Raw genomic sequence first — 21,641 nt, forward strand, 5'->3', positions numbered from 1 at the left:
CGTACCGACCCGTCGCCTGCACCGACGAACCCTGCGCGCTGCCCGGCTGCGCCGTCGGCCGAACGCTCGACCTTGCGCGGTAGCACGGTGTTTCAGGCGTGCTCTTCCTCGAGCGCGTCGCCGACCAGCCAGGGGCCGGCGCGGCCGTGCTCGATCAATACCTCCATGTCGAAGGTGGTGCGCATGCTCGGCGGATAGCCGATCAACTCGGTCGCGCGGTTCGGCGGCAGCGGCTGGCTCATCGCGTCGCTCGACTCCCATACCACCACCGCACCCCACAGGTTGTTGGCCGGATCGGAGATCCAGAACTTGGAATGCATGCCGCGCACGTCTTCCCATGGGGCTACGCCCTCCTCCCTCAGGTAGTCGCGCATCGACTCTATGGTCTGGCCCGACCGGTCCAGGTTCCACCAGCTGATCGTCGTTTTCATGCGGTCAACACTCTCTTTACGCTCGAAGCGATGATGTCCACGCCGCGGCGGGTCAGCAGCGACTCGGCATGGAACTGGATCGAGGCGAAGCCGGCGCCGCGCAGCGCATGGACTTCGTTCGACTCGGCGTCGCGGCTGACCTCGATCAGGCTGTGCTCGCCGCGGGCGAACTGGCTGCTGTCGCACATGGCGACGTAGGTGTTGTAGAAGCCGACCAGTTCGGGGCTGCCGAAGAAGTCGATCTCGCGCTGCACGCCCTGGTTCGGCGTGGCGCGCTGGATCAGCTCCAGCCCCAGCTCCAGGCACAGGATCTGGTGGCTCAGGCACACCGCGAGGAAGGACTTCTTCTCGGCGAGCAGATGGCTCATCGCCCGGCGGATGCTGGCGATGCGCGGGTCGTCCATGTTGCGCGGGTCGCCCGGGCCCGGACCCATCACCGCCAGATCCCAGTCGCCCTTGAACAAGGCCGGCTCGTCGAAGCGGCACATGGTGACGTCCAGGCCGATCGACTCGAGCTGCTGCGCGAGCATCGCGGTGAATGCGTCCTCGGCGTCGACCATCAGCACCTTGCGACCGCTCAGGGCCGGGTCGATGCGGATGCGGTCGTCGGCATCGGACAACCAGAAATCGGCGATGCCGCCGTTGCGCTGCTTTAGCGCGGCCTGCACGTCCGGGTCCAGCCCGAAACTCGACTTGCGGCCGTGGCCGAGCGCGGCCAGCAGCGCCTTGGCCTTGGCCCGGGTTTCCGCGGCCTCCGAGGCCGGGTCGGAATGGCGCACGATGGTCGCGCCGACGCCGATGCGCATGCGTCCGCCGGCATCGATGTCGGCGGTACGGATCAGGATCGCCGAGTCCATCATCGCCCGACCGTTCGCGTCCCGCCCGATCAGGGCGGCCACGCCGCCGTAGTAACCGCGGCCCTCCGGTTCGTGGCGGGCGATGATCCTGCAGGCGTTCTCGATCGGGCTGCCGGTGACGGTCGGGGCGAGCAAGGTATGGCGCAGGATGGTGCGCGGGTCGCTGCTGGTACGTCCTTCGATGAAGTACTCGGTGTGGGCGAGCCGCGACATTTCCTTGAGATACGGCCCGACCACCTTGCCGCCCTGCGGGCAAAAGTGGGCCATCATCTTCAGCTCTTCGTCGACCACCATGTACAGCTCGTCTTTCTCCTTGGCATCGGCGAGGAAGCCCATGACGCCCGACAGCGACGGGCCCGACGGCGGATAGCGGTAGGTGCCGCTGATCGGGTTCATCGTCGCCACGCCGTCGCGCAGGCTGACCTGGCGCTCGGGGCTGGCGCCGATGAAGGTGCGCTCGCCGGTGTGGACGATGAAGGTCCAATAGGCGCCGACCTCTTCCTGCACCAGGCGGCGGAACGCGGCCAGCGCGACCGACAGCGAATAGCCGCTGATGTCGGCGACGAAGGTCCGCTTGAGCACGAAGTTGGAGCCTTCGCCGCGGCCGATCTCGTCGGCGACGATCCGCCGCACCTTCTCGGCATAGGCTTCGTCGTCGATGTCGAACTCGCCGCCGGCCAGCTCGATCGGCGCCGCGGCGATGGTCTTCAGCGCCTCCTCGACGCAAACGCGCTCACGCTGATGGATCGTCATGACTTGCAGACGCTGGCCATCGTCGACGGACGCGAAGCCGCGTTCGCGCAATTGTCCGTAGGGAACCAGCACCAACACTTCCTCGCCGACGGTTCCCGCGTCGGCCAGCGGAATCGATTCGAGCGTATCGAACTGGCCCATCTCGCCGGCGAACACGTCCAGCATGTCCTGGACGTCCGACTGCGGCCGGAACAACAGTGCGAACGCGCCCTGGCCGGCCTGCCCCCCGACGATATCGTGCAGCAATGAAGTAGTCATGCGGCCACCTGTTCCGAGGTCACCACGACGGCGCAGCAGCGCGCGGCGTACTCGAGCGCCATCAGGTGACGTTCCAGGGAGAAGTCGGCGACGGCGTCGCCGACCACGAAGGTTTCGATATCGTTGGAAAACGCCTCGACCGCGGTCATCAGCACGCCGATGTGAGCGTAGACGCCGCAGATGATCAACTGGTCGCGGCGGGACTCGCGCATGCGCTCGAGCAGGTTGGACTTCCAGAACGCGCTGTAGCGCCACTTGGTCAGCGACCAGTCGCCCTCGGCCGGGCTCAGTTCGTCGACGACGTTGCGGTCGACCGGGTCGACCTGCATGCCGTTGCCCCAGAAGTCCTTGAGCAGGCCGCGTTCCTCGGCGGTCATTCCGCCGGGCTGCGCGGTATAGGCCACCGGAATGCCGAGCGCCTGGCAGCGCCGGCGGATCGAGGCGGCGTTGCGGACCAGCACCGAGCCCAGGCCTTCGGACGGGATCGGGCGCAGGAAATAGCGTTGCATGTCGTGCACCAGCAGCACCGCGCGATCGGGATCGATCTTCCAGCTCGCGATGTTGGCGGGAAGCTGGGCGGTGGTCGGCATCGCATAAGGCTGGATCTTCGGAATACCGGTCATGATTGCTTCCATCGTCTCGGGCATGGCGCCCTTCGTGGCGGTTGCCGCGGCGCTATCGGCGCTGCCGCGGCGGAGATTCGCTACTCGCGGCGGCATCGCCTGCGGCGGCGTGCATCGCGTGCGTTGGCCGTGGCCTGGCTCCTCACAGCGAGCCGCCCATCGCCCGCAGGGGCGGCGCGACCGGCCGCGCCGACGGCGTGGCGCGGCTGGCGGAGACGATCAACATCGACAGCTCCAGCGACTGTTCGTAGTTCAGGCGCGGGTCGACCGCCGTCTTGTAGGCGCGGCTCAGGTCAGCCTCGGCCAGGTCGCGCGCGCCGCCGAGGCATTCGGTCACGTCCTCGCCGGTCAGTTCCAGGTGCACACCGCCCAGGCGCGTGCCCTCGGCGGCATGGATGTCGAAGGCCAAGTCCAGCTCGCCGCGGATGTTGTCGAAGCGCCGGGTCTTGTAGCCGTTGCCGGCGCTCTCGGTGTTGCCGTGCATCGGGTCGGCGACCCACAGCACCCGGCGTCCGGCCTGGCGCACCGTCTTGAGCAAGCCCGGCAGGGCATCGGCGATCCGGCTCTTGCCCATCCGCGTGATCAGGGTCAGGCGGCCCGGTTCTTCGTAGGGGTTGAGCACATCGATCAAGCGCAGCAATTCGTCGGGCTTGGTGGTCGGCCCGACTTTCACCGCGATCGGGTTGCCGATACCGCGGAACAGTTCGACATGGGCGCCGTCGAGCGCCGCGGTGCGCATGCCGATCCAGGGCAGATGCGTCGACAGGTTGAACCAGCCCCCTCGTTGCGGAACGCGCCGGGTCAAGGCGGCCTCATAGTGCAGCAGCAAGGCTTCGTGCGAGGTGTAGAAGCCGGTGTGCATGCGGCTGTCGACGAACTGCCCGCCGACGGTCTTCATGAAACGCAAGGAATCGGCGATTTCTTCTACCACTCGCCTGTACTCGATTGCGCGGGGCGAGTGCTCGACCCAATCGAGTTTCCAATACTCGGGATGGTGGATGTCGCCGAAGCCGCCATCGACCATGGCGCGGGTGAAATTCAGGGTCAGCGCCGAATGGGCATAGGCTTCGAACAGGCGGTTCGGGTCGGGACGACGCGAGGCCTCGTCGAAATCGGCGCCATTGACGATGTCGCCGCGAAAGCTCGGCAGCGACACGCCGTCGCGGGTTTCCTCGTTGGTCGAACGCGGTTTGGCGTACTGTCCGGCGAAGCGGCCGACCCGGATCACCGGCTGCTTCAGGCCATGCGCGAGGACGATGCTCATCTGCAGCAACACCTTGAGGCGGTTGGCGATGATCTCGCTGGTGCAGTCGACGAAGCTCTCGGCACAATCGCCTCCGTGCAGCAGGAAGCGTCTTCCTTCCTGCGCTTCGGCCAGGGCCCGCTTCAACTTCAACACTTCGAGCGAAGTCACCAGCGGCGGCAATCGCGCCAGCCGGTCGGTCGCCTTCTCCAGTTCTCCGTCCGCAGCATATTGGGGTTGTTGCTGCGCCGGACGCTGTTGCCAGGTCTGCGGCGACCAATCGTCCTCGTTTCTGACTACGCTCAACGGTCGAAACATGGAATCGTCTCCCCATTAGGTTTGAGTCCCGGCACGCGATCGATCGCGTCGATCCTTGCATGCGAACTTGCGTAACCGGGCGGCGCACGCCGCGGCGCCGGAATTCGGCGTGCCATATAGCGAGCGCGTACTGCGGCCGATGCCCCAACCATGCCGATGGGAACATCGCGAATGCCGCCCGAACCGTTTGTTTCCTCGTTCGGATGCAGCTGGCGATTTCCAGCAGTGACGGCAAATTATCAGATGAAAAATGGCGGTTTAACCGTAGAAAGTACGTAACCGCCAATGATGCGATCGATGTAGATTGCAGCCGCCGAGCAGACCCATCGCGCGGCGCATCCGGCACTGCATCGCAGTCTCGGACTTAGTGTGAGCGCTATCGGTTTTTTATCATGCACGACACGCCGGCGTTGTCCGGACGGCGCATAAAGCGCCGCGAAGTCTCATAACGAATCCGATGTTCGCAGGGGGCGGTCATGCATCGGACTTGTTGCGGCGTTCCAATCACCGGCTCAGCGAATGCGCAGGCCTCGTCCCGGCCCGTCCATCCTGCTGGGCGACCCGCTTATCGCCGACGCCATCCCACGACTTTATTGCGCATAACTACTCCAGGAGTGCATATGACTGAGAATATCCGTGCCGGCGCCGTACCCTTGTCGTCGATCCTGCTGCAGATGATCACCGGCTACTGGGTGACGCAATCGCTCTACGTCGCCGCCAAGCTCGGTATCGCCGACCTGGTCGCCGACGCGCCGAAGCCGATCGAGGAACTGGCGGCCGCGACCGGCGCCAAGGCTCCGCTGCTCAAGCGCGTGCTGCGCACCATCGCCAGCATCGGCGTGTTCACCGAGAACCAGCCGGGCGTGTTCGGCATCACCCCGCTCGCCGCGCTGCTGCGCAGCGGCACCCCGGACTCGATGCGTCCGCAGGCGATCATGCACGGCGAAGAGCAGTACCGCGCCTGGGCCGACGTGCTGCACAACGTGCAGACCGGCGAGACCGCGTTCGAGAAGCAGTTCGGCACCAGCTACTTCGGCTATCTGGCCCAGCATCCGGAAGCCGACCGCGTGTTCAACGAAGCTCAGGCCGGCTATACCAAGCAGGTCGCCCAGGCCGTCGTCGAGGCTTACGACTTCTCGCCGTTCGAGACCGTCGTCGACATCGGCGCCGGCTACGGCCCGCTGCTCTCGGCGATCCTGCGCAGCCAGCCCGAGGCGCGCGGCATCCTGTTCGATCAGCCGCACGTGGCGGAGGCCGCCGGCAAGCGCCTGGCCGAGGCCGGCGTCGGCGAACGTTGCGGCACGGTCGGGGGCGACTTCTTCGTCGAAGTGCCCGCCGACGGCGACGTCTACATCCTGTCGCTGCTGCTGCACGACTGGGACGACGCACGCAGCATCGAGATCCTGCGCAATTGCCGCCGCGCGATGCCGGCGCACGGCAAGCTGCTGATCGTCGAGCTGGTACTGCCGGAGGGCGAAGAGCCGTTCTTCGGCAAATGGCTGGACCTGCACATGCTGGTGCTGCTGGGCGCCCAGGAGCGCACTGCCGACGAGTTCAAGACTCTGTTCGCCGCGTCGGGCTTCGCCATGGAGCGAGTCCTGCCGACTGCTTCGGGCCTGAGCATCGTGGAGGCGCGTCCGATTTGATCGCTGGGTTCGGCCGTGCGCCGGACCGATCTGGTGCAGCCGGTTGCTGATGCGGCCGGCTGCATTCGTCACATCCATTGTCTAACCGGGTCTTGACTATTTGGTACCGCATGGATCGGCTGCTGTAACGCCCTTTCTGCGTGGACGCCGTGCTGCGACGGTGTTACTGCGCCCCCCAAATCAGGATCAGGATCAGGATCAAGATCAAACCCAAAGCTTCCGCTACTGAAGCGGCGGGTTACTTTCTTTTGTCTAAAGCAACAAAAGAAAGGACCGGGCAAGCCGCGACCACGGGACGCGTCGAAGCGACAACGCCCTTGCCATCCATCGAAGCGGCGTACCTTCGCCGGGGTAGGAGCGGCGCCAGCCGCGACTGCCATGCCTCAATCTCGCCCCGTCGCCGGTCGTATCCCCTGTAGGAGCGACGTGAGTCGCAACCGCGAATCTGCGGCTGCCGGCGCGGATGGTCGGGGTTGCGCGGTCGCAGCTTGCGCCGCTCCTACCCAAGAGCAATGCGTCGTCTGCCGTGCCGGATTTTGATCCGCTTTGCCGCTTTACCGCTTTACCGCTTTACCGCTTTTCCGCTTTGCCGCTTTGCCGGTCAACTGAAGACACGGAGGGCGGCCCGCAGGGAGGGGGCCGTGCGCAAGCAGGCCATGGATGGCCTGTCTGGAGCATCCCCGCGTCGGCACCGATCGCACGGCTGGTGCCCTTGCAGGGAGCACTTTTCTTTGGTGACTTTCTTCTGTTGCTTTGGACGAGAAAGTTACCCGCACCCTTTAGGGAGCGGAAGCTTTGCTCTTGATCCAAAGTTACACAATAAGGCGCTACAACGCGGTCGCGACTTGCGTCGCTCCTACTCTGGCGAAGCGCGCCGCTTCGTCGAACGACACCGGCCTTGGCGCCTCTGCGCGTACCGCGGTCGCGACTCACGTCGCCCCTACAGGCATCTGAACCGGCCTTGCCACCGACCGGTCGCCACAGCCAACAATGCCTGTCATCGCTGCGTCATCGCCAGCTCACCGCTCCTTCAGCAGGGGTCCGCATGCCGATTCTGCGGCAACTGAAGTCATGACGACATACTGATTTTTTATATGACAGATAACACTTGCACGGATTGCCGCGCGATTTCTAGATCTACAAAGGATCGTCGAATACCGCTGTTTTTAAGACATTTTGTGACAAAAACCGAATCTCTAATATTAGGCACATTCACCCCGACGTCGCACTTCGCGACCGATGTCATCTCCGCGCGTACTTCGGAATCCCCGCATCGCCATTCTTTATCCGTAGAAACTACAGATGCGCCAGCCAAGGCCTCTCATTACTTTATCGGTCGAAGCCCGACCGCGAATTTCGCTCGCGGCAAGCGGACACAGGGTCTTCGACATGCGCGGCAGCCCTCGCTGGCGAGTCTGCCGTGATACCCACCGACCGGCTAGTCCCGCCGGAACAAAGCAGAGAATCACATCATGGCCAAGAACGAACAGGTAATCCGCGCCGACGACACGGTGACCTTCATCAACGTTTTCGATGTCGAGCCCGCCAAGCAGCAGGCGCTGGTCGACCTCCTCAACGAAGGCGCCGACAAGGTGATCCGCCACCGCCCCGGTTTCATCTCGGTGAGCATCCTCGCCAGCAAGGACGGCAGCCGCGTCGTCAACTATGCCCAGTGGCGCAGCGCCGAAGACATCAAGGCCACCCGCGAAGACCCCGCCGCGCAGGACTACGGCAAGCGCAGCGCCGAACTCGCGCGCGCCACCCCGCACGTTTACTCGGTCGCGTCGGTCCATCGTTGATGCGCATCGCCCGTCGCGGCGGCCCGGCCCGAGACCCGCTGTCCCGGACCCGGCGCCGCCTGTGACGGATGGAAGGCGACGAGGGGCCGGGTCGCTCAGGCGAGCGTCGCGGCCCCTCTGCCCGCAGGCCTGCAGTCCAGCGGTCGCTCATCGTCGCCGACACCGTTGCATCAGCCTCGGCGTCCTCGATCGGAAGGCGGTTGCGACCGGCAGTCCGACAACTCAAGGTCGAGGAGCTTCCGTCGTTATGTCCACCTCCACGCAAACCGACATCGTGATCGCCGGCGCAGGCATCGGCGGGCTGACGACCGCCCTGGCCCTGCATGCGCAGGGCATCGAACGAGTCGTGGTGCTCGAAAGCGCCAACGCGATCCGGCCGCTCGGCGTCGGCATCAATGTCCAGCCCGCCGCCATCGCCCAGTTGTTCGCGCTCGGCCTGGGCGAGGCGATCGCCGCGACCGGCATCGCCACCCGCGAACTGCGCTATCTCGACCATGCCGGCACCACGCTGTGGAGCGAGCCGCGTGGTCTTGCCGCCGGCGACCCGTATCCGCAGTACGCGATCCATCGCGGCGAACTGCAGATGCTGCTGTTGGCGGCCGTGCGCGAGCGGCTCGGCGCCGACGCCGTGCGCACCGGCCTGCGCGTGCAGGACTTCGAACACACCCGCACCGGCATCCGCGTCCGCGCCCAGGACCGCGCCGATAACTCGGCCGCCGTAACCTTCGAAGCCTCCGCCCTGATCGGCGCCGACGGCCTGCATTCGGCGGTACGCGCCCGCCTGCATCCCGACCGTTGCGAACTGCTGCCGGCCCGCATCCAGATGTGGCGCGGCCTGACCGAAGTCGACGAGTTCCTCGACGGCCGCAGCATGATCGTCGCCAACGACGATCGCTCCACCCGCCTGATCGCCTATCCCTGCTCGGCGCGCCACGCCCAGCACGGCCGCGCCCTGGTCAACTGGGTCTGCATGGTGCCCGACGTCGCCCAGGACCTGACCCGCGAGGCCAGCTGGGACTGCTCGGGCCAGCTCAAGGACGTACTGCCCTACTTCGCCGATTGGAACTTCGGTTGGCTCGATGTTCCCGATCTGTTGACCCGCAGCACCCAGATCCTCGAGTACCCGATGGTCGATCGCGACCCGCTGCCGCGCTGGGGCATCGGCCGTGCGACCCTGCTCGGCGACGCCGCCCACCTGATGTACCCGGTCGGCGCGAACGGCGCCTCGCAGGCCATTCTCGACGCGGTCAGCCTGGCCGGCGAGCTCGGCGACAACAGCGACACGGTCGATGCACTGCAGCGCTACGAAGCGGTGCGCCGCCCGCCGACCACCGCGATCGTCCTGGCCAACCGCGACCGCGACAGCGCCGAGCGCGCCATCGCCGCTCGTCCGGACCCGGAAAAAACCGCCGCGCTCGCGGCGATCACGAGTTCCTATCGCAGCATCGTCGATCGCTCGCACGTGCGGTGACAACGTGGTTTCCCGAAACTACTCCGACGCCAGGCCTTCCGAGTGATCGCGGACGCTGAGGAGCATCCAGGAGTCAATCCGTGATCGACAATGACAAGACCCACTTCGATGCGATCGTCATCGGCACCGGCTTCGCAGGCATCTACATGCTTCACAAGCTGCGCAACGAGCTAGGCCTCAAGGTCCGCGCCTTCGACAAGGCCGGCGGCGTCGGCGGCACCTGGTACTGGAACAAGTACCCGGGCGCGCGCGCCGACACCGAGAGCTTCGTCTACCGCTATTCCTTCGACAAGGAAACCAGCGAGAACTGGGACTGGCGAAACCGTTACGTCGACCAGCCGGAGATGCTCGGCTACCTGCAGGCGGTGGTCGACCGCCATGGCCTGGCCAAGGACATCCAGCTCAAGACCGGCATCGACACAGCCGTGTTCGACGAGATCCACCATGTGTGGACGCTGACCACCAGCACCGGCGAGCTGTTCACCGCCCGCTATCTGGTCAACGCGGTCGGCGTGCTGTCCAAGACCGTGTTCCCGCAGATTCCCGGACGCGAGAAGTTCCAGGGCCAGGTCGTGCATACCGGCGCGTGGCCGGCCGACTTGTCGCTGGAGGGCAAGCGCGTCGGCGTGATCGGCACCGGCTCGACCGGCGTGCAGTTCATCTGCGCTGCGTCCAAGCTCGCCCGGCACCTGACCGTGTTCCAACGCTCGGCGCAGTTCTGCGTGCCGGCCGGCAGCCGACAGGTCAGCGAGGCCTACGTCGCCGAATACCGCCAGAACTTCGACCGGATCTGGGACGGCATCCGCAACTCGCGCATCGCTTGCGGTTTCGAGGAAAGCGGCGTCGCGGCGATGAGCGTGTCCGAGGAAGAACGCCAGAAGGTGTTCGAGCACCATTGGGAGATCGGCAACGGCTTCCGCTTCATGTTCGGCACCTTCTCCGACATCGCCTCCGACCCGGCCGCCAACCAGGCCGCCTCGGACTTCATCCGCGCCAAAATCCGCCAAATCGTCAAGGACCCGGAAACCGCACGCAAGCTGTGTCCGACCGAGCTCTACGCCAAGCGTCCGATCTGCATCAACGACTACTACGAGACCTACAACCTGCCGAACGTGACCCTGGTCAGCCTGCCGGAGAATCCGATCAGGGAACTCACCGCGAGCGGCGTGCTGACCGAGGACGGCGCCGAACACGAGCTCGATCTGCTGGTGTTCGCGACCGGTTTCGAGACGGTCGAGGGCAGCTACAACCAGATGGAGATCCGCGGCCGCGGCGGCGAAACCCTGCAGCATCACTGGAAGGACGCGCCGCGCAGCTATCTGGGTGTCGCCACCGCGGGCTTCCCGAACATGTTCATGGTGCTCGGCCCGAACAGCGCCTTCAGCAACTTGCCGCCCAGCATCGAAAGCCAGGTGGAGTGGATCGGCGAGCTGATCGGCTGGGCCGAGGGCGAGTCCACGCCGGTCATCGAGACCACCCGTGAGGCCGAGGACGCCTGGACCGCGACCTGCTGGGAAATCGCCGCCTATACCTTGTTCCCGAAGGTCAAGTCGTGGATCTTCGGCGAGAACATCGCCGGCAGGAGCAGCCGCGTGCTGTTCTATTTCGGCGGCCTTGCCGGCTATCGCGCCAAGCTGCGCGAAGTAGCGGACGCCGGCTACGAGGGCTTCGTCCTGCACAGCGACCCGTCTTCGATGGTCGCCTGAGCCGCCAAGCCAGGACGCCAAGGCCGCAAGGCGTTCGCGCACCATGCCGAGAGTACGAGCCGGCCCCACCCTTCGCGGTGGGGCCGGCTTCGTGATGGCGACTTATTCTTTTTTTATTTTGTTTTTACCAAGTTATTCCTCAAGCGCTCGTCCCGCACCGGCACGAGCCGTATCGAAACGCAACGCCAGCGCCTGCGGCCACCTGTCGCCGCTCTGCGCGCAGGCGCGGCATCGTGCGCAACTCGCGGTTACGCAAACCGACAGAGCCGCTCGCGATACGCAGCAGCGCTGCATGGCGCAATGCCCCGAACGGCTGCGATGCCATCGATGCCATGCACGATGTCCGACGACCGAAAAGCGACGAACACGCTGAATCGATTGCCGTCGATGCAAACCGACTTTCCAACTCTCCACAAAACTATCGCAGGCGACGATGAAACTCGCTGCCCGAAACCGATCGAGTTCACGCTCTTCGACTTTGTGTCATTTGTCACTAGCCAAGCGAATACGAATGCTGTCGAGATTGCCGCTGTCCGCGTAATTACCCTTGTTTTCAAGGGTATTCCACGCCATCTAAACACGGATCACTCGAATCGGAAATCGTCATTTCGATCACAGACCGGTAACGCAATCGGTTGATACTTGGCTTGCACTGCGCGATTCCCAATGCTTATCACACAATAAAATCATGCATCACGTTTAAATAGCCCGGCACGATTCCGAAGCCGCCACATCCTCGGAAAGTGCGCAGTAGTCAGCCCGAATCCGGCTCCAGACATGCAAGATGCCTCGCGATGTCCGATCTATTCCAAGCACGCGAACAAGGTCGGTTCCTTGCAGCGACTCGCAAGGGAAGCCCCCCGGCAGACTGCACGGACGAACCGGAACTCGACCTGGATCGCGCCAGCCCCGCAGTGCGGGCAGGCCGCGCCCGTCACTCGACCAAAAAACAGGGCGCGCGGATGGCGATCGGCAGGGAGCGTAGTGGCTGGCGGTATGGATGCGTCGACGGCATGACGGACCACAGGACATACGCCGAAGTCGCCCTGCAGTGACTCGCCTCGCGCCCGCTGCGTCGCAGCGGACCGGGCAAATGGCCAAATTCAGGCAACAAGGCTCTGCCTTGCTGCGTGGAACCCTGCGAACCGCACTATCGAGGAAGTCCAACCCATTCGTTCCGGAAAGATTCGGAATTGCTGCCCTTCAACAAGGATGTCCCACCATGGCAATCGCAATCAGTTCGGCGCTTTCTTCCATGATCGAGCAGATGCCGGGACCGTGCGCCTGCAAGGATCAGGACTCGAAATTCCTCTACGCCAATACCGAATTCAAGGCGCTGGTCGGCCTGGAACCCGACGAGGACGTGGACGGGCTGTCGGATTTCGACCTGCCCTGCGAAGTCGCTTCGCACAGCAAGGCGTTTCGCGAACAGGACAAGTACGTGATGGAACGGCAGATCTCCATCACCACCCTCAACGTGCACCGCTTCAAATGCGCGAAATGGCGGGCCTTCCTGATCGTCAAGAAGCCGTTCTTCGACCAGGAAACCAACATCCGCGGGGTATTGTTCCACGGCACCGACATCACCGCGATCAATGCCGGCGTACTCGGTTCGTATTTCGGCTATCTCGGCCCGCAACTGGCCTCGGTCCACGGCCTGCCGCAAACCGGTCGGGCCCACGCCGAGTCGGACGCCGACATCGACATGACCCGTCGCGAATACGAAGTGCTGTTCTTCCTGTTGCGCGGCGGCACTTCCAAGCGCATCGCCGAGCTGCTGTCGATCTCCTCGCGCACGGTCGAGCAATACATCGACGTGCTCAAGGACAAGTTCGAAGTGCTGACCAAGCCCGATTTGATCGAAAAGGCCATTTGCAAGGGCTATCTGTACGTAATTCCCGACAGCTTGTTCATGAAATGCTCGTCGAAGATCATCTTCCAAGGCGCCCCGCCGCTGTCGCTGATGCAGCCCTCGAACGCCCCGTCCTATCTGTCGGCCAATTGAGCGATGCGGGGCCGCCGGCGCCATCCGGCGCGGGCGGCTCGCGGCGGGCTGAAGGCGATAGCGCCGATGGCTTACCTGGCCAGGCCGAAGCCTTGCTAAGGCCCGTGGCCCGACAGCGGCCAATCGGATACGCAGGCAGTCGAGATTGCGATGAGGGGGCGATATGCGTCCGGCCGACAGCGAGGGCCCGGCTCAGCCGCCCTGGCCCGTCCTCCGATCATGGCTTCGCCGTGGCCGGACTGCACGGCGCGCGTCGCCGAGGGTTGCGTAAGTCTTGCCGTCGCTGGAGGTCCATCCGCTCAGCGACAGCGAATCCGGCAAGGTCTGGGTCGGCGTTTGCAGGCCGAGGGTCGCGGTGAAGCCCGATCCGACCGGCGCCAACTCGGCCAGGCGCGCGGCGCGGTCGTCTGCGGTGCTGAAAATCATGGGCTGCTCGCAGCGCCCGGCCCGGGCCTCGGCATCGCTGCAGTCCCCTGCTTGCGGCGCCGGTTCGGGCGGCGCTTCGCCGCCGGTGGTCGCGGTCTTGGCCAGATCGATGCGATAACGCCCATCGTCTTGCGCGTGGACCTGCACCCGGTACCTTTCCACGCCGTAGGCCCAACTGTTCTCGCCGACCGCGTCGATGTCCTGCCCGGGCAAGGGCAACTCGAAATCCTGGCCGAGCAGCAGCCCGAGCCACATCACCGGGGTGCTGGCGAGCAAGGCGCCGAGCTCCGCGGGGTTGGGACCGCCCTGCGAGGGCTGGCTGGTCTTCCAGAAATGCCGGCCGTTGCCCAGCACGATCGACTCGATGTGCTGACCGCCGAGTTGTACCGAGGCTCGGCTTTCGTTGCCGGCATAACGCTGCCACTGGCCGCGATAGGTCTCGTCCGGCGGCGAGTTCGAGCGCATCTCGAGCGAAGCCAGGCACCGCGCCAGCCGCGACAGACGCCGGCAGTCGGACTGCGCCTGCGTCGGCGGCGCCTGCACGGCGCCTGGGGCCTCGGCCGCCACGCCGCGCAGCGGCACGAAGGCGAGCAGACTCGCGAGGACGGCGATACGAATAGCACTCATGCGGTCGATCCCTGACACGGCTGGAGCGCGATTGTGCTGCGTCGCCAGGTGATTTTCCAGCCGCCATGCCACCGGGCTAGCAAAAACGGCAAGGGCCGGATGCCTGCCGTCGCCCGGTGAGCCAAGCCACAGGCCGTCCCCTTTGAAAAGAGCTCGGGGATGCCGCTGCCTTGCGTTGCCGTTACCGTTGCGGTTGCGGTTGCGGTTGCGGTTGCCGTTGCGGTTGCCGTTGCCGTTGCCGTTGCCGCAGGGATGTTGCCTTTGCTGCGGCTGTGCGCCGCCTCGAACTAGCGAAGCAGTCGAAGACCCGGAGGGCGGCCTGCGTGGATGCAGGCCGTTTTTCATCGGGACGGGGATGTCCCGTATGTAGATCCCCGCGTATGCATCGATCGTGCGAGCCCTTGATTCAAAGAAAAGCAACTTCTTTGGTTACTTTTTTGTGCTTTAGACGAGAAAGTAACCCGCCGCTTTAGTGGCGGAAGCTCTGGGTTTGATCTTGATCTTGCTTCAGAGAGGCGCCGCAAGACCGCAGCAGCGATGTCGCGGCTTGCGCCGCTCCTACCCTGGCGAAAGCGCGCCGCTACGATGGATGAAATCCGCCCTGTATCTCTGCGCGTCCCGTGGTCGCGGCTCACGCCGCTCCTACAGTGATTGGTGTCGCCGACCTGATTCCCTATGCCGGCATTGGCCTTGGCCCCTGTTGCTATGGGCCGCCTCGCACTCCCGACGGCTAAAGAAGACCCGGAGGGCGGCCCGCAGGGATGCGGGCCGTTTTTCATCGGGACAGGGGGGTCCCGCATGTAGATCCCCGCGTCGGCATCGCTCGCGCGGGCCTGTGATTCAAAACAAAGCAACTTCTTTGGTTACCTTTCTTTTGTTGTTTTAGACGAGAAAGTAACCCGCCGCTTTAGTGGCGGAAGCTTTGGGTTTGATCTTGATCTTTGATCATCGTTCGATGAACGATGCGTCGCGAGACTGTCTCAGCGATGTCGCGGCTTGCTCCGCTCCTACCCTGGCGAAAGCGCACCGCTTCGACGACCGCCGGCGGCCTCGTCGCTCTGCGCGTCCCGTGGTCGCGCCTTGCGCCCCCCCGACGGGCCGCGCACCGCCGACGCGAGACTGATGCGGCGCGGTCGGGACTCACGTCCCTTACAAGCACAGGTTTTCGGCCAGACGCTGATCCGGCAGCCCCAGGCACGAGCGGCCCAGGTCGACCACGTCGCCTCACGTCCTGCAGCGCCCCGGGCTCAACCCCCGAAACTTCGCACGGGCTCCACAGTGCGCGGCCGATCCTCACGCTGCGGGAACCACCGCGCTCGCCCTTCACGGTCGCTACTCATGTCTGAACGCTGGACCCGAAAGCAGGTCGTCTTGGCCATCGTCGTCACCGTACTGGTCACGGTCTTGCTGGGCTGGCTCGCAGTCAATCTGGCCGGGCCCGAGAAGCGCCTGCAGCGCATGCCCGAGCACCGCTACGCCGTGACCGACCCGCAGTTTCGCCAGGAAATGGGGGTCATGCTGGGACCCGCCCTGCTGCCCGGCAACCACGTGGTCGATCTGCAGAACGGCGACGAAATCTTTCCTGCGATGCTGCAGGCGATTGGCTCGGCGCGCCGCACCATCACCTTCGAGACCTACATCTACTGGTCCGGCAAGATCGGCAAGCAGTTCAGCGAGGCCTTGTCCGAGCGGGCCCGCGCCGGCGTGCGCGTGCATCTCACCGTCGACTGGCTCGGCAGCGCGAAGATGGACCCGGTCCTGCTGGAACAGATGCAGCGCGCCGGGGTGCGCGTGCAGCGCTATCGGCCGATCGCCTGGCACAGCCTGGACCGGATCAACAACCGCACCCACCGCAAGATCCTCGTCGTCGACGGCGCGACCGCGTTCACCGGCGGCGTCGGCGTGGCCGATCAATGGCTCGGCCACGCGCAGGACCCCGAGCACTGGCGCGAAAGCCACTTCATGGTCCGCGGCCCGGTGGCCGCGCAGATGCAGGCGGCCTTCAGCGACAACTGGATCAAGACCACCGGCCAGGTGTTGAACGGTGCCGCCTATTACCCGCCGCTGCCCGCTGCAGGCAAGATGGATGCGCAGATGTTCCTCAGCTCGCCGGCCGGCGGCAGCGACAGCATGCACCTGATGTATCTGATGGCGATCGCGGCTTCCTCGCGTTCGATCGATCTGGCCGCAGCCTATTTCGTCCCCGACGATCTGATCGCGCGCGCCCTGCTGGCCGCGCGCAGCCGCGGCGTGCGCATCCGCATTCTGGTGCCGGGCCGGCATACCGATTCCGACGCTGTCCGGCTGGCCTCGAAAGCCGGCTGGGAACCGCTGCTGCGCGCCGGCATCGAGTTTCACGAGTACGAGCCGACGATGATGCACGTCAAGATGCTGATCGTGGACCGGCACCTGGTCTCGGTGGGTTCGACCAACTTCGACATACGCTCGTTCCGGCTCAACGACGAGGCCAGCCTCAACGTCTACGACAGCGGTTTCGCCGAACGCATGACCGGCGTGTTCGAGGCCGACCTGAAGCAGGCCCGGCCGTATACCCTCGAGCACTGGCAGCATCGCCCATGGAGCGAGCGCTTGGCGGAGAAATTCATCCTGCCGCTGAAGAGCCAACTGTGACGAGCGCGGTGCGGCATCGGATGCGGTGACCGGAGCGACGGCATGATGATCTCATCGCATGCCACGCCGCCTTAACCTCGCCGGGTGCACGATCGTGGCGACGCCCATAAGCCGGGCTCGCTTCAGGAGCAGCGCATGGCCGCCGAGGCGGCGCAGGCCCGGTCCGAGTTAATCCGCAGCGCGCGCCTGCGTTTCGCCATCGTGGCGGCGTTGGGCTTGGCGCAGGCGCTCGGCGCGAGCGCCTCGGCCGCATCGGCGGAGTGCAAGGCGCGCCTGCTGCGCGAACTCGGCTGGCGATTCGTCGCCAGCGATGCGGCGCAGGTCGAGATCGAGGCCGGTACGCCCTGCGATCGCGCCGATTTGAACGCTGCCCGCGCGGCCGGCGATCTGCGGATCGAGATTCCCCGCCGACTCGACGCCGATGCGCGCGAGCGCCTGTACGATCGCCTGCTGCAGCATCCGGCCACCGCCTGCGCCTACGATTTCCAGCTCGGTGCGGCGACACGCCGCGCGGTGGACCGCCTGGTCGGCAATCGCGGCTTTCGTTTCTCCGCCGTGCAACTCGGCTGGATCGGCTTCGGCGCCAGCGGCCCGGCCCGCGACGGTTGGCGGCCGATCTCCTGGTTCGGTCGAGGCTATCGGCCTAACGGCGCCAATTCGCGCGCGATCGAGGGGTTCTACCGAGGCCAGGTCCGCGGCGAATGCGGGCTCGGACGGCAGATCGCCCAGTACGCCGCGCAGGCCGAGCTGTACGGCATGGCCGGGTTCGATGCCGAATTCGACGCCGACGAGATCGTCATCGGCACCTTCAACCGCCTGCATTCGACCCGCAGCATCCTGCTCGGCAGTTCGGCCGGCCGCTTCGTCCACGATGGCCGCGCCATCGCCGCAGCGCGCGAGGGGCGCCAGGCGTTCATGGGCCGGCCCGGCTTCGTGTTCCATGTGTTCGACCGCAGCAGCCTGGACGATATCAACAATCAGGCCGAGAACTTCGTGGTCTACGACGTCAGCGCGCAGGCCGCGGCCGCGCTGCGGCGGCATGGCGGCTTCGAGTTCTACAACCAACGCAATCTCGAGATTTGGCGTCTCGCACGCGCGCTGCAGCCGTACCGCTCGAAGCGCTTCTTCGAGCGCCTGTTGCATGAGCGCGACCCGGCATTGCGCGCCGGGCTTCCCGCGTCCGCGCAGGCCACCTTGGCACGGCTGGACGCCGAACTCGCCGACCCGTTCTACCGCGGCTTCGAGATCTACGTGCATAAGCAAGGGGTCAAGCCGGTCGGCTTCCATATCGTCCGCCTGCTCGACCGCAATCCGCGCACGCCGTTTCGCATCGAGTTGGCGCTGCACAACCTGTCTACGACCCTGATGGAACGCTATTTCGCTCATCGGCTCGGACATTGCCAGCGCGCGCCCACCGGCGCAGGGCATCGATAGCGGCCAAGGATCGAACTGCACGATCTGCTGCCGCACCGTTGCGGCCATGCATGAACAGTTCATCAACGACGCGTATCACGCGGCCATGACCGACATGAGCGGCGCGAGGGGTCTCGCGTAGCGCACAGTTTTTTTGTTTCGGCGTAGTGAACCCGAGCTCCGCACTGCACGACCTGTGGTTAACAAGCCATGGCTCAGTGTCGGTGTCACCCGAACCTATCCGGATCGGCAAACGACGAGGTGACCATCATGGCCGACACCAGGCATCAGGGCCACAACCCGCAAGGCCGGGGCGATCATCCGCGCGAACCGCAGCGCAACCCGCCGCAAGATCAGAAGCCGCATGCGAAGCAACCGGCCGAGCACGCTCCCGATGACGACGCGCGCACCCAGTCGTCCGAAAGCGACCACCGCGGCAACGGCCGTTAACCACGTTTCATGGGTCCTCGTCTCATGGGTCAAGGAAGGCGCAAAGTTGAAGATCCGATTGCCAGCTCATTCGAAATAGCCACACCGACCCACCCCCGATATCGAACCACCGAAGAAGGAGACATGACATGCTCAGTTACGCCGTAGTCTTCCTGGTCATCGCCTTGGTCGCCGCCGTGCTCGGCTTTACCGGCATCGCCGGCGCTGCCAGCAATATCGCCTGGATCCTGTTCGTCGTGTTCCTGATCCTGGCCGCAGTTTCGTTCTTCCGCGGTCGCGGCCGCGGCCCGGTCGCCTGACGCGAGTGCGTAAGCGCCGCTTGCGCCCTGGACCGTGATGCCACCGGGACCGCATTCGATACGGTCCCGGTGGCGGCCTCAGGCCCGTGGCAGGCGCGCGAGGCGATCGTGAAACCGCTGAAACCTTTGCTCGCCGATCGCTACTCCGAAGGCGCCGCCCGATCGCTCTGGCGGCGCTTTCGCCGTAAACGGCGGTCGAGGTCCGACATCTCGTAGGGCTTGGGCAGGAACTCGCAGTTGGGCGGCAATTCCGGCAGCCAGTTCGGCGAATACCCGGAGGTCAGGATCACCCTCAGGTCAGGCCTCACTTGATAAGCATGCTTGGCCAGTTCGATCCCGGACATTCCGCCAGGCATCGACACATCGCTGAACACCACATCCAGCTTGCCGGCGTCCTCGGTCAGAATCTGCAAGGCCTGCAAACCGTTCGCGGCGGTCAGCACCGCGTAGCCCGCATCGCGCAAACTCTCCTGCACTACGTCGAGGATATTCTCGTCATCGTCGACCAGCAGTACGGTCGGCTGCGCCGCCGCCTCGACTATGCCGCTGACCGGGAAGTGCATGGCGATGGTGGTGCCGCCCTCGGCCGCAGACTTGAGTTCGAACGATCCGCCCGACTGCTTGACGAAGCCATAGACCTGGCTGAGGCCGAGGCCCGACCCCTTGCCGACCTCCTTGGTGGTGAAGAACGGTTCGGTGGCTCGCTTCGCGACCTCCGGCGTCATCCCGCTGCCGTTGTCGGACACCGACACGGTCAAATGTTCGCCATGGATTTCGGTCGAGACCTTGATCCGGCCGTTGCTTCCGGTGATCGCGTCGCAGGCATTGATCACCAGGTTGAGCAGACTCGCCTCCAACTGGGTCGGGTCGGCCTGTATCGTCGCCGAGCCCGGGGACAAGTCCAGGGAGAGCTCGACTCTTTCGTCGCAGACTCGGCTCAGCAACACCTCGGCATCGCGGATCAGCGCGTTGACGTCGACCGCCTTGGGCCGCAGCACTTGCCCGCGCGAGAACGCCAGCAGCTGTTTGGTCAGGCGGGTACCGCGGTCCAGCGCGCGCCGCGCGGTGGTCATGGCGCGATCGAATTTGTCGTCGTCGTGCCGCATCGTGCGCAGGCGCTCCAGGCTGTGCCCGACCACGGTGAGCAGATTGTTGAAGTCGTGCGCCATGCCGTAGGTCAGCTGGCCCACCGCCTCCAGCTTCTGAGCCTGCAGCAATGCGTTCTGCGCTTCCTCGAGCGCCTGCTCGGAGCGCTTGCGCTCGGTGATGTCGCGGGTCACCTTCGCGAACCCGAGCAACTTGCCGTCTTCACGGATGGCGTCGATGACCACGCTGGCCCAGAAACGGCTGCCGTCCTTGCGGACCCGCCAGCCCTCGGCCTCGAACTGCCCGGTGGTGGCGGCCCGGTTCAGTGCGATGGCCGGCAATCCTGCGGCGACATCCTCTTGGGTGTAGAAAATGGAGAAATGGCGACCGATGACTTCCTCGGCGTTATAGCCCTTGATGCGTGCACCGCCCGAGTTCCAACTGGCGATGTTGCCGCTGAGATCGAGCATGTAGATCGCGTAGTCGACGACGCTCATGATCAACAATTCGAGCTGCCGCGACTGCTGGATCAGCGATATGCCGTCCCGGTTCTGGGCCGGCTCGGCTGCGGGTTGGATGGAAGTGTCCATGGCGCGGAGGCAGGGGGCATGGTGGAAGGTCGGATAGCCCTTCTACACTGCCCGCAGGCCCTTCGCCAAGTGCTAAGCCGACGGACTGCCGGCGTTTGCGACGAGCCTGTGACCGAACCCCGGAAGGGGCCGAGACGGCCCCGAAATCAAACCCAAAACCAACCCTAAGCCGACCGCGTCGGCGGCCCTTCTCAGCGGACCCGAACGCCCTCGTCTCGACGACGCTGTCGGTTCGGCCGACGCCGCGCGAAGGCCGGTGCTCCGCGTCCGCCGGCGCCGAGCGGCGCCGGCGAACTCTCGCGCGATCAGGCCTGTACGAGGCCGGCCCCTCGAGGCCGGCCGTGGGCAGCGAGCGGTCAGCGACCGTCGCCGTCGGCATCGCCCGGCAGGGCGCGTTCCACGGTGTGCCAGGCATCCTTGGTCGCTTCCTTGGCCTTTTCCCAGCCGAGCCGGGACTGGCCCTTGACCTTCTCCCAGCCGCGTCCCAGGTCGGCTTCGAGCTTGTCGTCCCAGTCGCGCCCGGCGGCGCCATGGCGTGCCTGCACGCCGTAACGATAAGCCGGCCGATAGTCGTCGTAGCTCGCGTCCCGGTCGCGGTAGCTCGCCTGGTCGAATCTCGACTGGTAGTAACGGTCGGTCGCGTCGTAGGTGCGGTAAGTCCGGTCGGTGCGATCCCAGGCATCGCGCACCGCCGCCTTCGCATCGGCCCAGTCCAGGCGCGACTGGTTGCGCGCACTGGCCCAGTCGCGTTCCAGTTCCGCCTCGGTGGCTGGGTCCCAACTGCGATCGTGCAGGCGCGCGCGGGCCTCGGTGCCGTAGGCATAGGCCGGCGCGTAGTCGGTGGCGTAATCGTATTTCGAGTCGTGATACGGCCGCGTGCTGTGGGCGTTCTGCCAGTACTCGGTCTCGCCGGTCGGATCGATGCGCTCGGCGATGCCCTTGCCGGCCGCCGCGCCGGCGACGGCGCCCACGCCGCCGCCGATCAGCATGCCGATCGGGCCGGCAAGCG

The 21,641-nt window shown here is 65.3% G+C and carries 16 protein-coding genes and 1 pseudogene; 9 read left to right on the plus strand and 8 right to left on the minus strand.

What is annotated here, in order from left to right; translation table 11 throughout:
• Nucleotides 1-92: 92 nt before the first annotated feature.
• From ACSAMQ_RS08120 to ACSAMQ_RS08135, 4 genes are all read right to left on the minus strand, one after another.
• On the minus strand, nucleotides 93-431 hold the full coding sequence (locus tag ACSAMQ_RS08120) for a hypothetical protein (protein WP_435395151.1): 339 nt from the start codon (nucleotides 429-431) through the stop codon (nucleotides 93-95).
• On the minus strand, nucleotides 428-2,299 hold the full coding sequence (locus ACSAMQ_RS08125) for an anthranilate synthase family protein (RefSeq protein WP_435395152.1): 1,872 nt from the start codon (nucleotides 2,297-2,299) through the stop codon (nucleotides 428-430). Before ACSAMQ_RS08125 ends, ACSAMQ_RS08120 begins: the two co-directional genes overlap by 4 nt.
• On the minus strand, nucleotides 2,296-2,922 hold the full coding sequence (locus ACSAMQ_RS08130) for an isochorismatase family protein (RefSeq protein WP_435395153.1): 627 nt from the start codon (nucleotides 2,920-2,922) through the stop codon (nucleotides 2,296-2,298). The genes ACSAMQ_RS08125 and ACSAMQ_RS08130 overlap by 4 nt, the downstream gene beginning before the upstream one ends.
• Nucleotides 2,923-3,064: 142 nt before the next feature.
• Nucleotides 3,065-4,471, minus strand: a complete 1,407-nt coding sequence (locus ACSAMQ_RS08135) for a class II 3-deoxy-7-phosphoheptulonate synthase (protein ID WP_435395154.1) — start codon at nucleotides 4,469-4,471, stop codon at nucleotides 3,065-3,067.
• A gap of 632 nt (nucleotides 4,472-5,103) precedes the next feature.
• On the opposite strand from ACSAMQ_RS08135, the gene ACSAMQ_RS08140 reads away from it, so the two are divergent.
• The 5 genes from ACSAMQ_RS08140 (at nucleotide 5,104) to ACSAMQ_RS08160 (ending at nucleotide 13,110) form a co-directional block, all read left to right on the plus strand.
• A complete protein-coding gene (locus ACSAMQ_RS08140) occupies nucleotides 5,104-6,129 on the plus strand; it encodes a methyltransferase (RefSeq protein ID WP_435395155.1) in 1,026 nt (341 codons plus the stop codon).
• A gap of 1,472 nt (nucleotides 6,130-7,601) precedes the next feature.
• Complete coding sequence (locus ACSAMQ_RS08145) at nucleotides 7,602-7,928, plus strand: antibiotic biosynthesis monooxygenase family protein (RefSeq protein ID WP_435395156.1); 327 nt, start codon at nucleotides 7,602-7,604, stop codon at nucleotides 7,926-7,928.
• Nucleotides 7,929-8,175: 247 nt separating this feature from the next.
• A complete protein-coding gene (locus ACSAMQ_RS08150; protein ID WP_435395157.1) occupies nucleotides 8,176-9,399 on the plus strand; it encodes a flavin-dependent oxidoreductase in 1,224 nt (407 codons plus the stop codon).
• A gap of 80 nt (nucleotides 9,400-9,479) precedes the next feature.
• A complete protein-coding gene (locus ACSAMQ_RS08155; RefSeq protein WP_435395158.1) occupies nucleotides 9,480-11,105 on the plus strand; it encodes a flavin-containing monooxygenase in 1,626 nt (541 codons plus the stop codon).
• A gap of 1,222 nt (nucleotides 11,106-12,327) precedes the next feature.
• A complete protein-coding gene (locus ACSAMQ_RS08160; protein WP_435395159.1) occupies nucleotides 12,328-13,110 on the plus strand; it encodes a helix-turn-helix transcriptional regulator in 783 nt (260 codons plus the stop codon).
• A gap of 192 nt (nucleotides 13,111-13,302) precedes the next feature.
• Here ACSAMQ_RS08160 and ACSAMQ_RS08165 read toward each other — a convergent pair whose 3' ends face one another.
• The gene (locus tag ACSAMQ_RS08165; protein ID WP_435395160.1) at nucleotides 13,303-14,508 is read right to left on the minus strand and encodes a hypothetical protein; all 1,206 of its coding nucleotides are present in this window, start codon (nucleotides 14,506-14,508) and stop codon (nucleotides 13,303-13,305) included.
• Between the two features lie 993 nt (nucleotides 14,509-15,501).
• Here ACSAMQ_RS08165 and ACSAMQ_RS08170 point away from each other — a divergent pair.
• The 4 genes from ACSAMQ_RS08170 (at nucleotide 15,502) to ACSAMQ_RS08185 (ending at nucleotide 18,956) form a co-directional block, all read left to right on the plus strand.
• The gene (locus ACSAMQ_RS08170; RefSeq protein ID WP_435395161.1) at nucleotides 15,502-16,794 is read left to right on the plus strand and encodes a phospholipase D-like domain-containing protein; all 1,293 of its coding nucleotides are present in this window, start codon (nucleotides 15,502-15,504) and stop codon (nucleotides 16,792-16,794) included.
• Between the two features lie 135 nt (nucleotides 16,795-16,929).
• Nucleotides 16,930-18,228 carry a hypothetical protein gene (locus tag ACSAMQ_RS08175; protein ID WP_435395162.1) on the plus strand — a complete coding sequence of 433 codons (1,299 nt, stop codon included), beginning with the start codon at nucleotides 16,930-16,932 and terminating at the stop codon, nucleotides 18,226-18,228.
• Nucleotides 18,229-18,477: 249 nt separating this feature from the next.
• Nucleotides 18,478-18,657, plus strand: a complete 180-nt coding sequence (locus ACSAMQ_RS08180) for a hypothetical protein (RefSeq protein ID WP_435395163.1) — start codon at nucleotides 18,478-18,480, stop codon at nucleotides 18,655-18,657.
• Nucleotides 18,658-18,785: 128 nt separating this feature from the next.
• The gene (locus tag ACSAMQ_RS08185) at nucleotides 18,786-18,956 is read left to right on the plus strand and encodes a DUF1328 domain-containing protein (RefSeq protein ID WP_435395164.1); all 171 of its coding nucleotides are present in this window, start codon (nucleotides 18,786-18,788) and stop codon (nucleotides 18,954-18,956) included.
• A 140-nt stretch (nucleotides 18,957-19,096) separates the two neighbouring features.
• On the opposite strand, the gene ACSAMQ_RS08190 is transcribed toward ACSAMQ_RS08185, so the two are convergent.
• The 3 genes and pseudogenes from ACSAMQ_RS08190 to ACSAMQ_RS08200 all read right to left on the minus strand — a co-directional run.
• A complete protein-coding gene (locus tag ACSAMQ_RS08190; RefSeq protein WP_435395166.1) occupies nucleotides 19,097-19,519 on the minus strand; it encodes a response regulator in 423 nt (140 codons plus the stop codon).
• Nucleotides 19,508-20,632 (minus strand): annotated as a pseudogene (locus tag ACSAMQ_RS08195) (sensor histidine kinase); the annotation flags it as partial. The pseudogene ACSAMQ_RS08195 and the gene ACSAMQ_RS08190, both read right to left, overlap by 12 nt.
• Before the next feature lie 356 nt (nucleotides 20,633-20,988).
• The coding region (locus tag ACSAMQ_RS08200; protein WP_435395165.1) for a hypothetical protein at nucleotides 20,989-21,641 on the minus strand (653 nt) is incomplete at its 5' end.

Origin of the sequence: Lysobacter sp. 1R34A, from assembly GCF_051217035.1 — a bacterium.
In the GTDB taxonomy this organism is placed as follows: Bacteria; Pseudomonadota; Gammaproteobacteria; order Xanthomonadales; family Xanthomonadaceae; genus Lysobacter.

What these genes read in the sequence shown, in the direction of transcription:
- ACSAMQ_RS08120 (WP_435395151.1), bottom strand. Translation starts at nt 431, where the DNA reads ATGAAAACGACGATCAGCTGGTGGAACCTGGACCGGTCGGGCCAGACC.
- ACSAMQ_RS08125 (WP_435395152.1), bottom strand. Translation starts at nt 2,299, where the DNA reads ATGACTACTTCATTGCTGCACGATATCGTCGGGGGGCAGGCCGGCCAG.
- ACSAMQ_RS08130 (WP_435395153.1), bottom strand. Translation starts at nt 2,922, where the DNA reads ATGACCGGTATTCCGAAGATCCAGCCTTATGCGATGCCGACCACCGCC.
- ACSAMQ_RS08140 (WP_435395155.1), top strand. Translation starts at nt 5,104, where the DNA reads ATGACTGAGAATATCCGTGCCGGCGCCGTACCCTTGTCGTCGATCCTG.
- ACSAMQ_RS08145 (WP_435395156.1), top strand. Translation starts at nt 7,602, where the DNA reads ATGGCCAAGAACGAACAGGTAATCCGCGCCGACGACACGGTGACCTTC.
- ACSAMQ_RS08150 (WP_435395157.1), top strand. Translation starts at nt 8,176, where the DNA reads ATGTCCACCTCCACGCAAACCGACATCGTGATCGCCGGCGCAGGCATC.
- ACSAMQ_RS08160 (WP_435395159.1), top strand. Translation starts at nt 12,328, where the DNA reads ATGGCAATCGCAATCAGTTCGGCGCTTTCTTCCATGATCGAGCAGATG.
- ACSAMQ_RS08165 (WP_435395160.1), bottom strand. Translation starts at nt 14,508, where the DNA reads ATGAAAAACGGCCTGCATCCACGCAGGCCGCCCTCCGGGTCTTCGACT.
- ACSAMQ_RS08170 (WP_435395161.1), top strand. Translation starts at nt 15,502, where the DNA reads ATGTCTGAACGCTGGACCCGAAAGCAGGTCGTCTTGGCCATCGTCGTC.
- ACSAMQ_RS08175 (WP_435395162.1), top strand. Translation starts at nt 16,930, where the DNA reads ATGGCCGCCGAGGCGGCGCAGGCCCGGTCCGAGTTAATCCGCAGCGCG.
- ACSAMQ_RS08180 (WP_435395163.1), top strand. Translation starts at nt 18,478, where the DNA reads ATGGCCGACACCAGGCATCAGGGCCACAACCCGCAAGGCCGGGGCGAT.
- ACSAMQ_RS08185 (WP_435395164.1), top strand. Translation starts at nt 18,786, where the DNA reads ATGCTCAGTTACGCCGTAGTCTTCCTGGTCATCGCCTTGGTCGCCGCC.
- ACSAMQ_RS08190 (WP_435395166.1), bottom strand. Translation starts at nt 19,519, where the DNA reads ATGCACTTCCCGGTCAGCGGCATAGTCGAGGCGGCGGCGCAGCCGACC.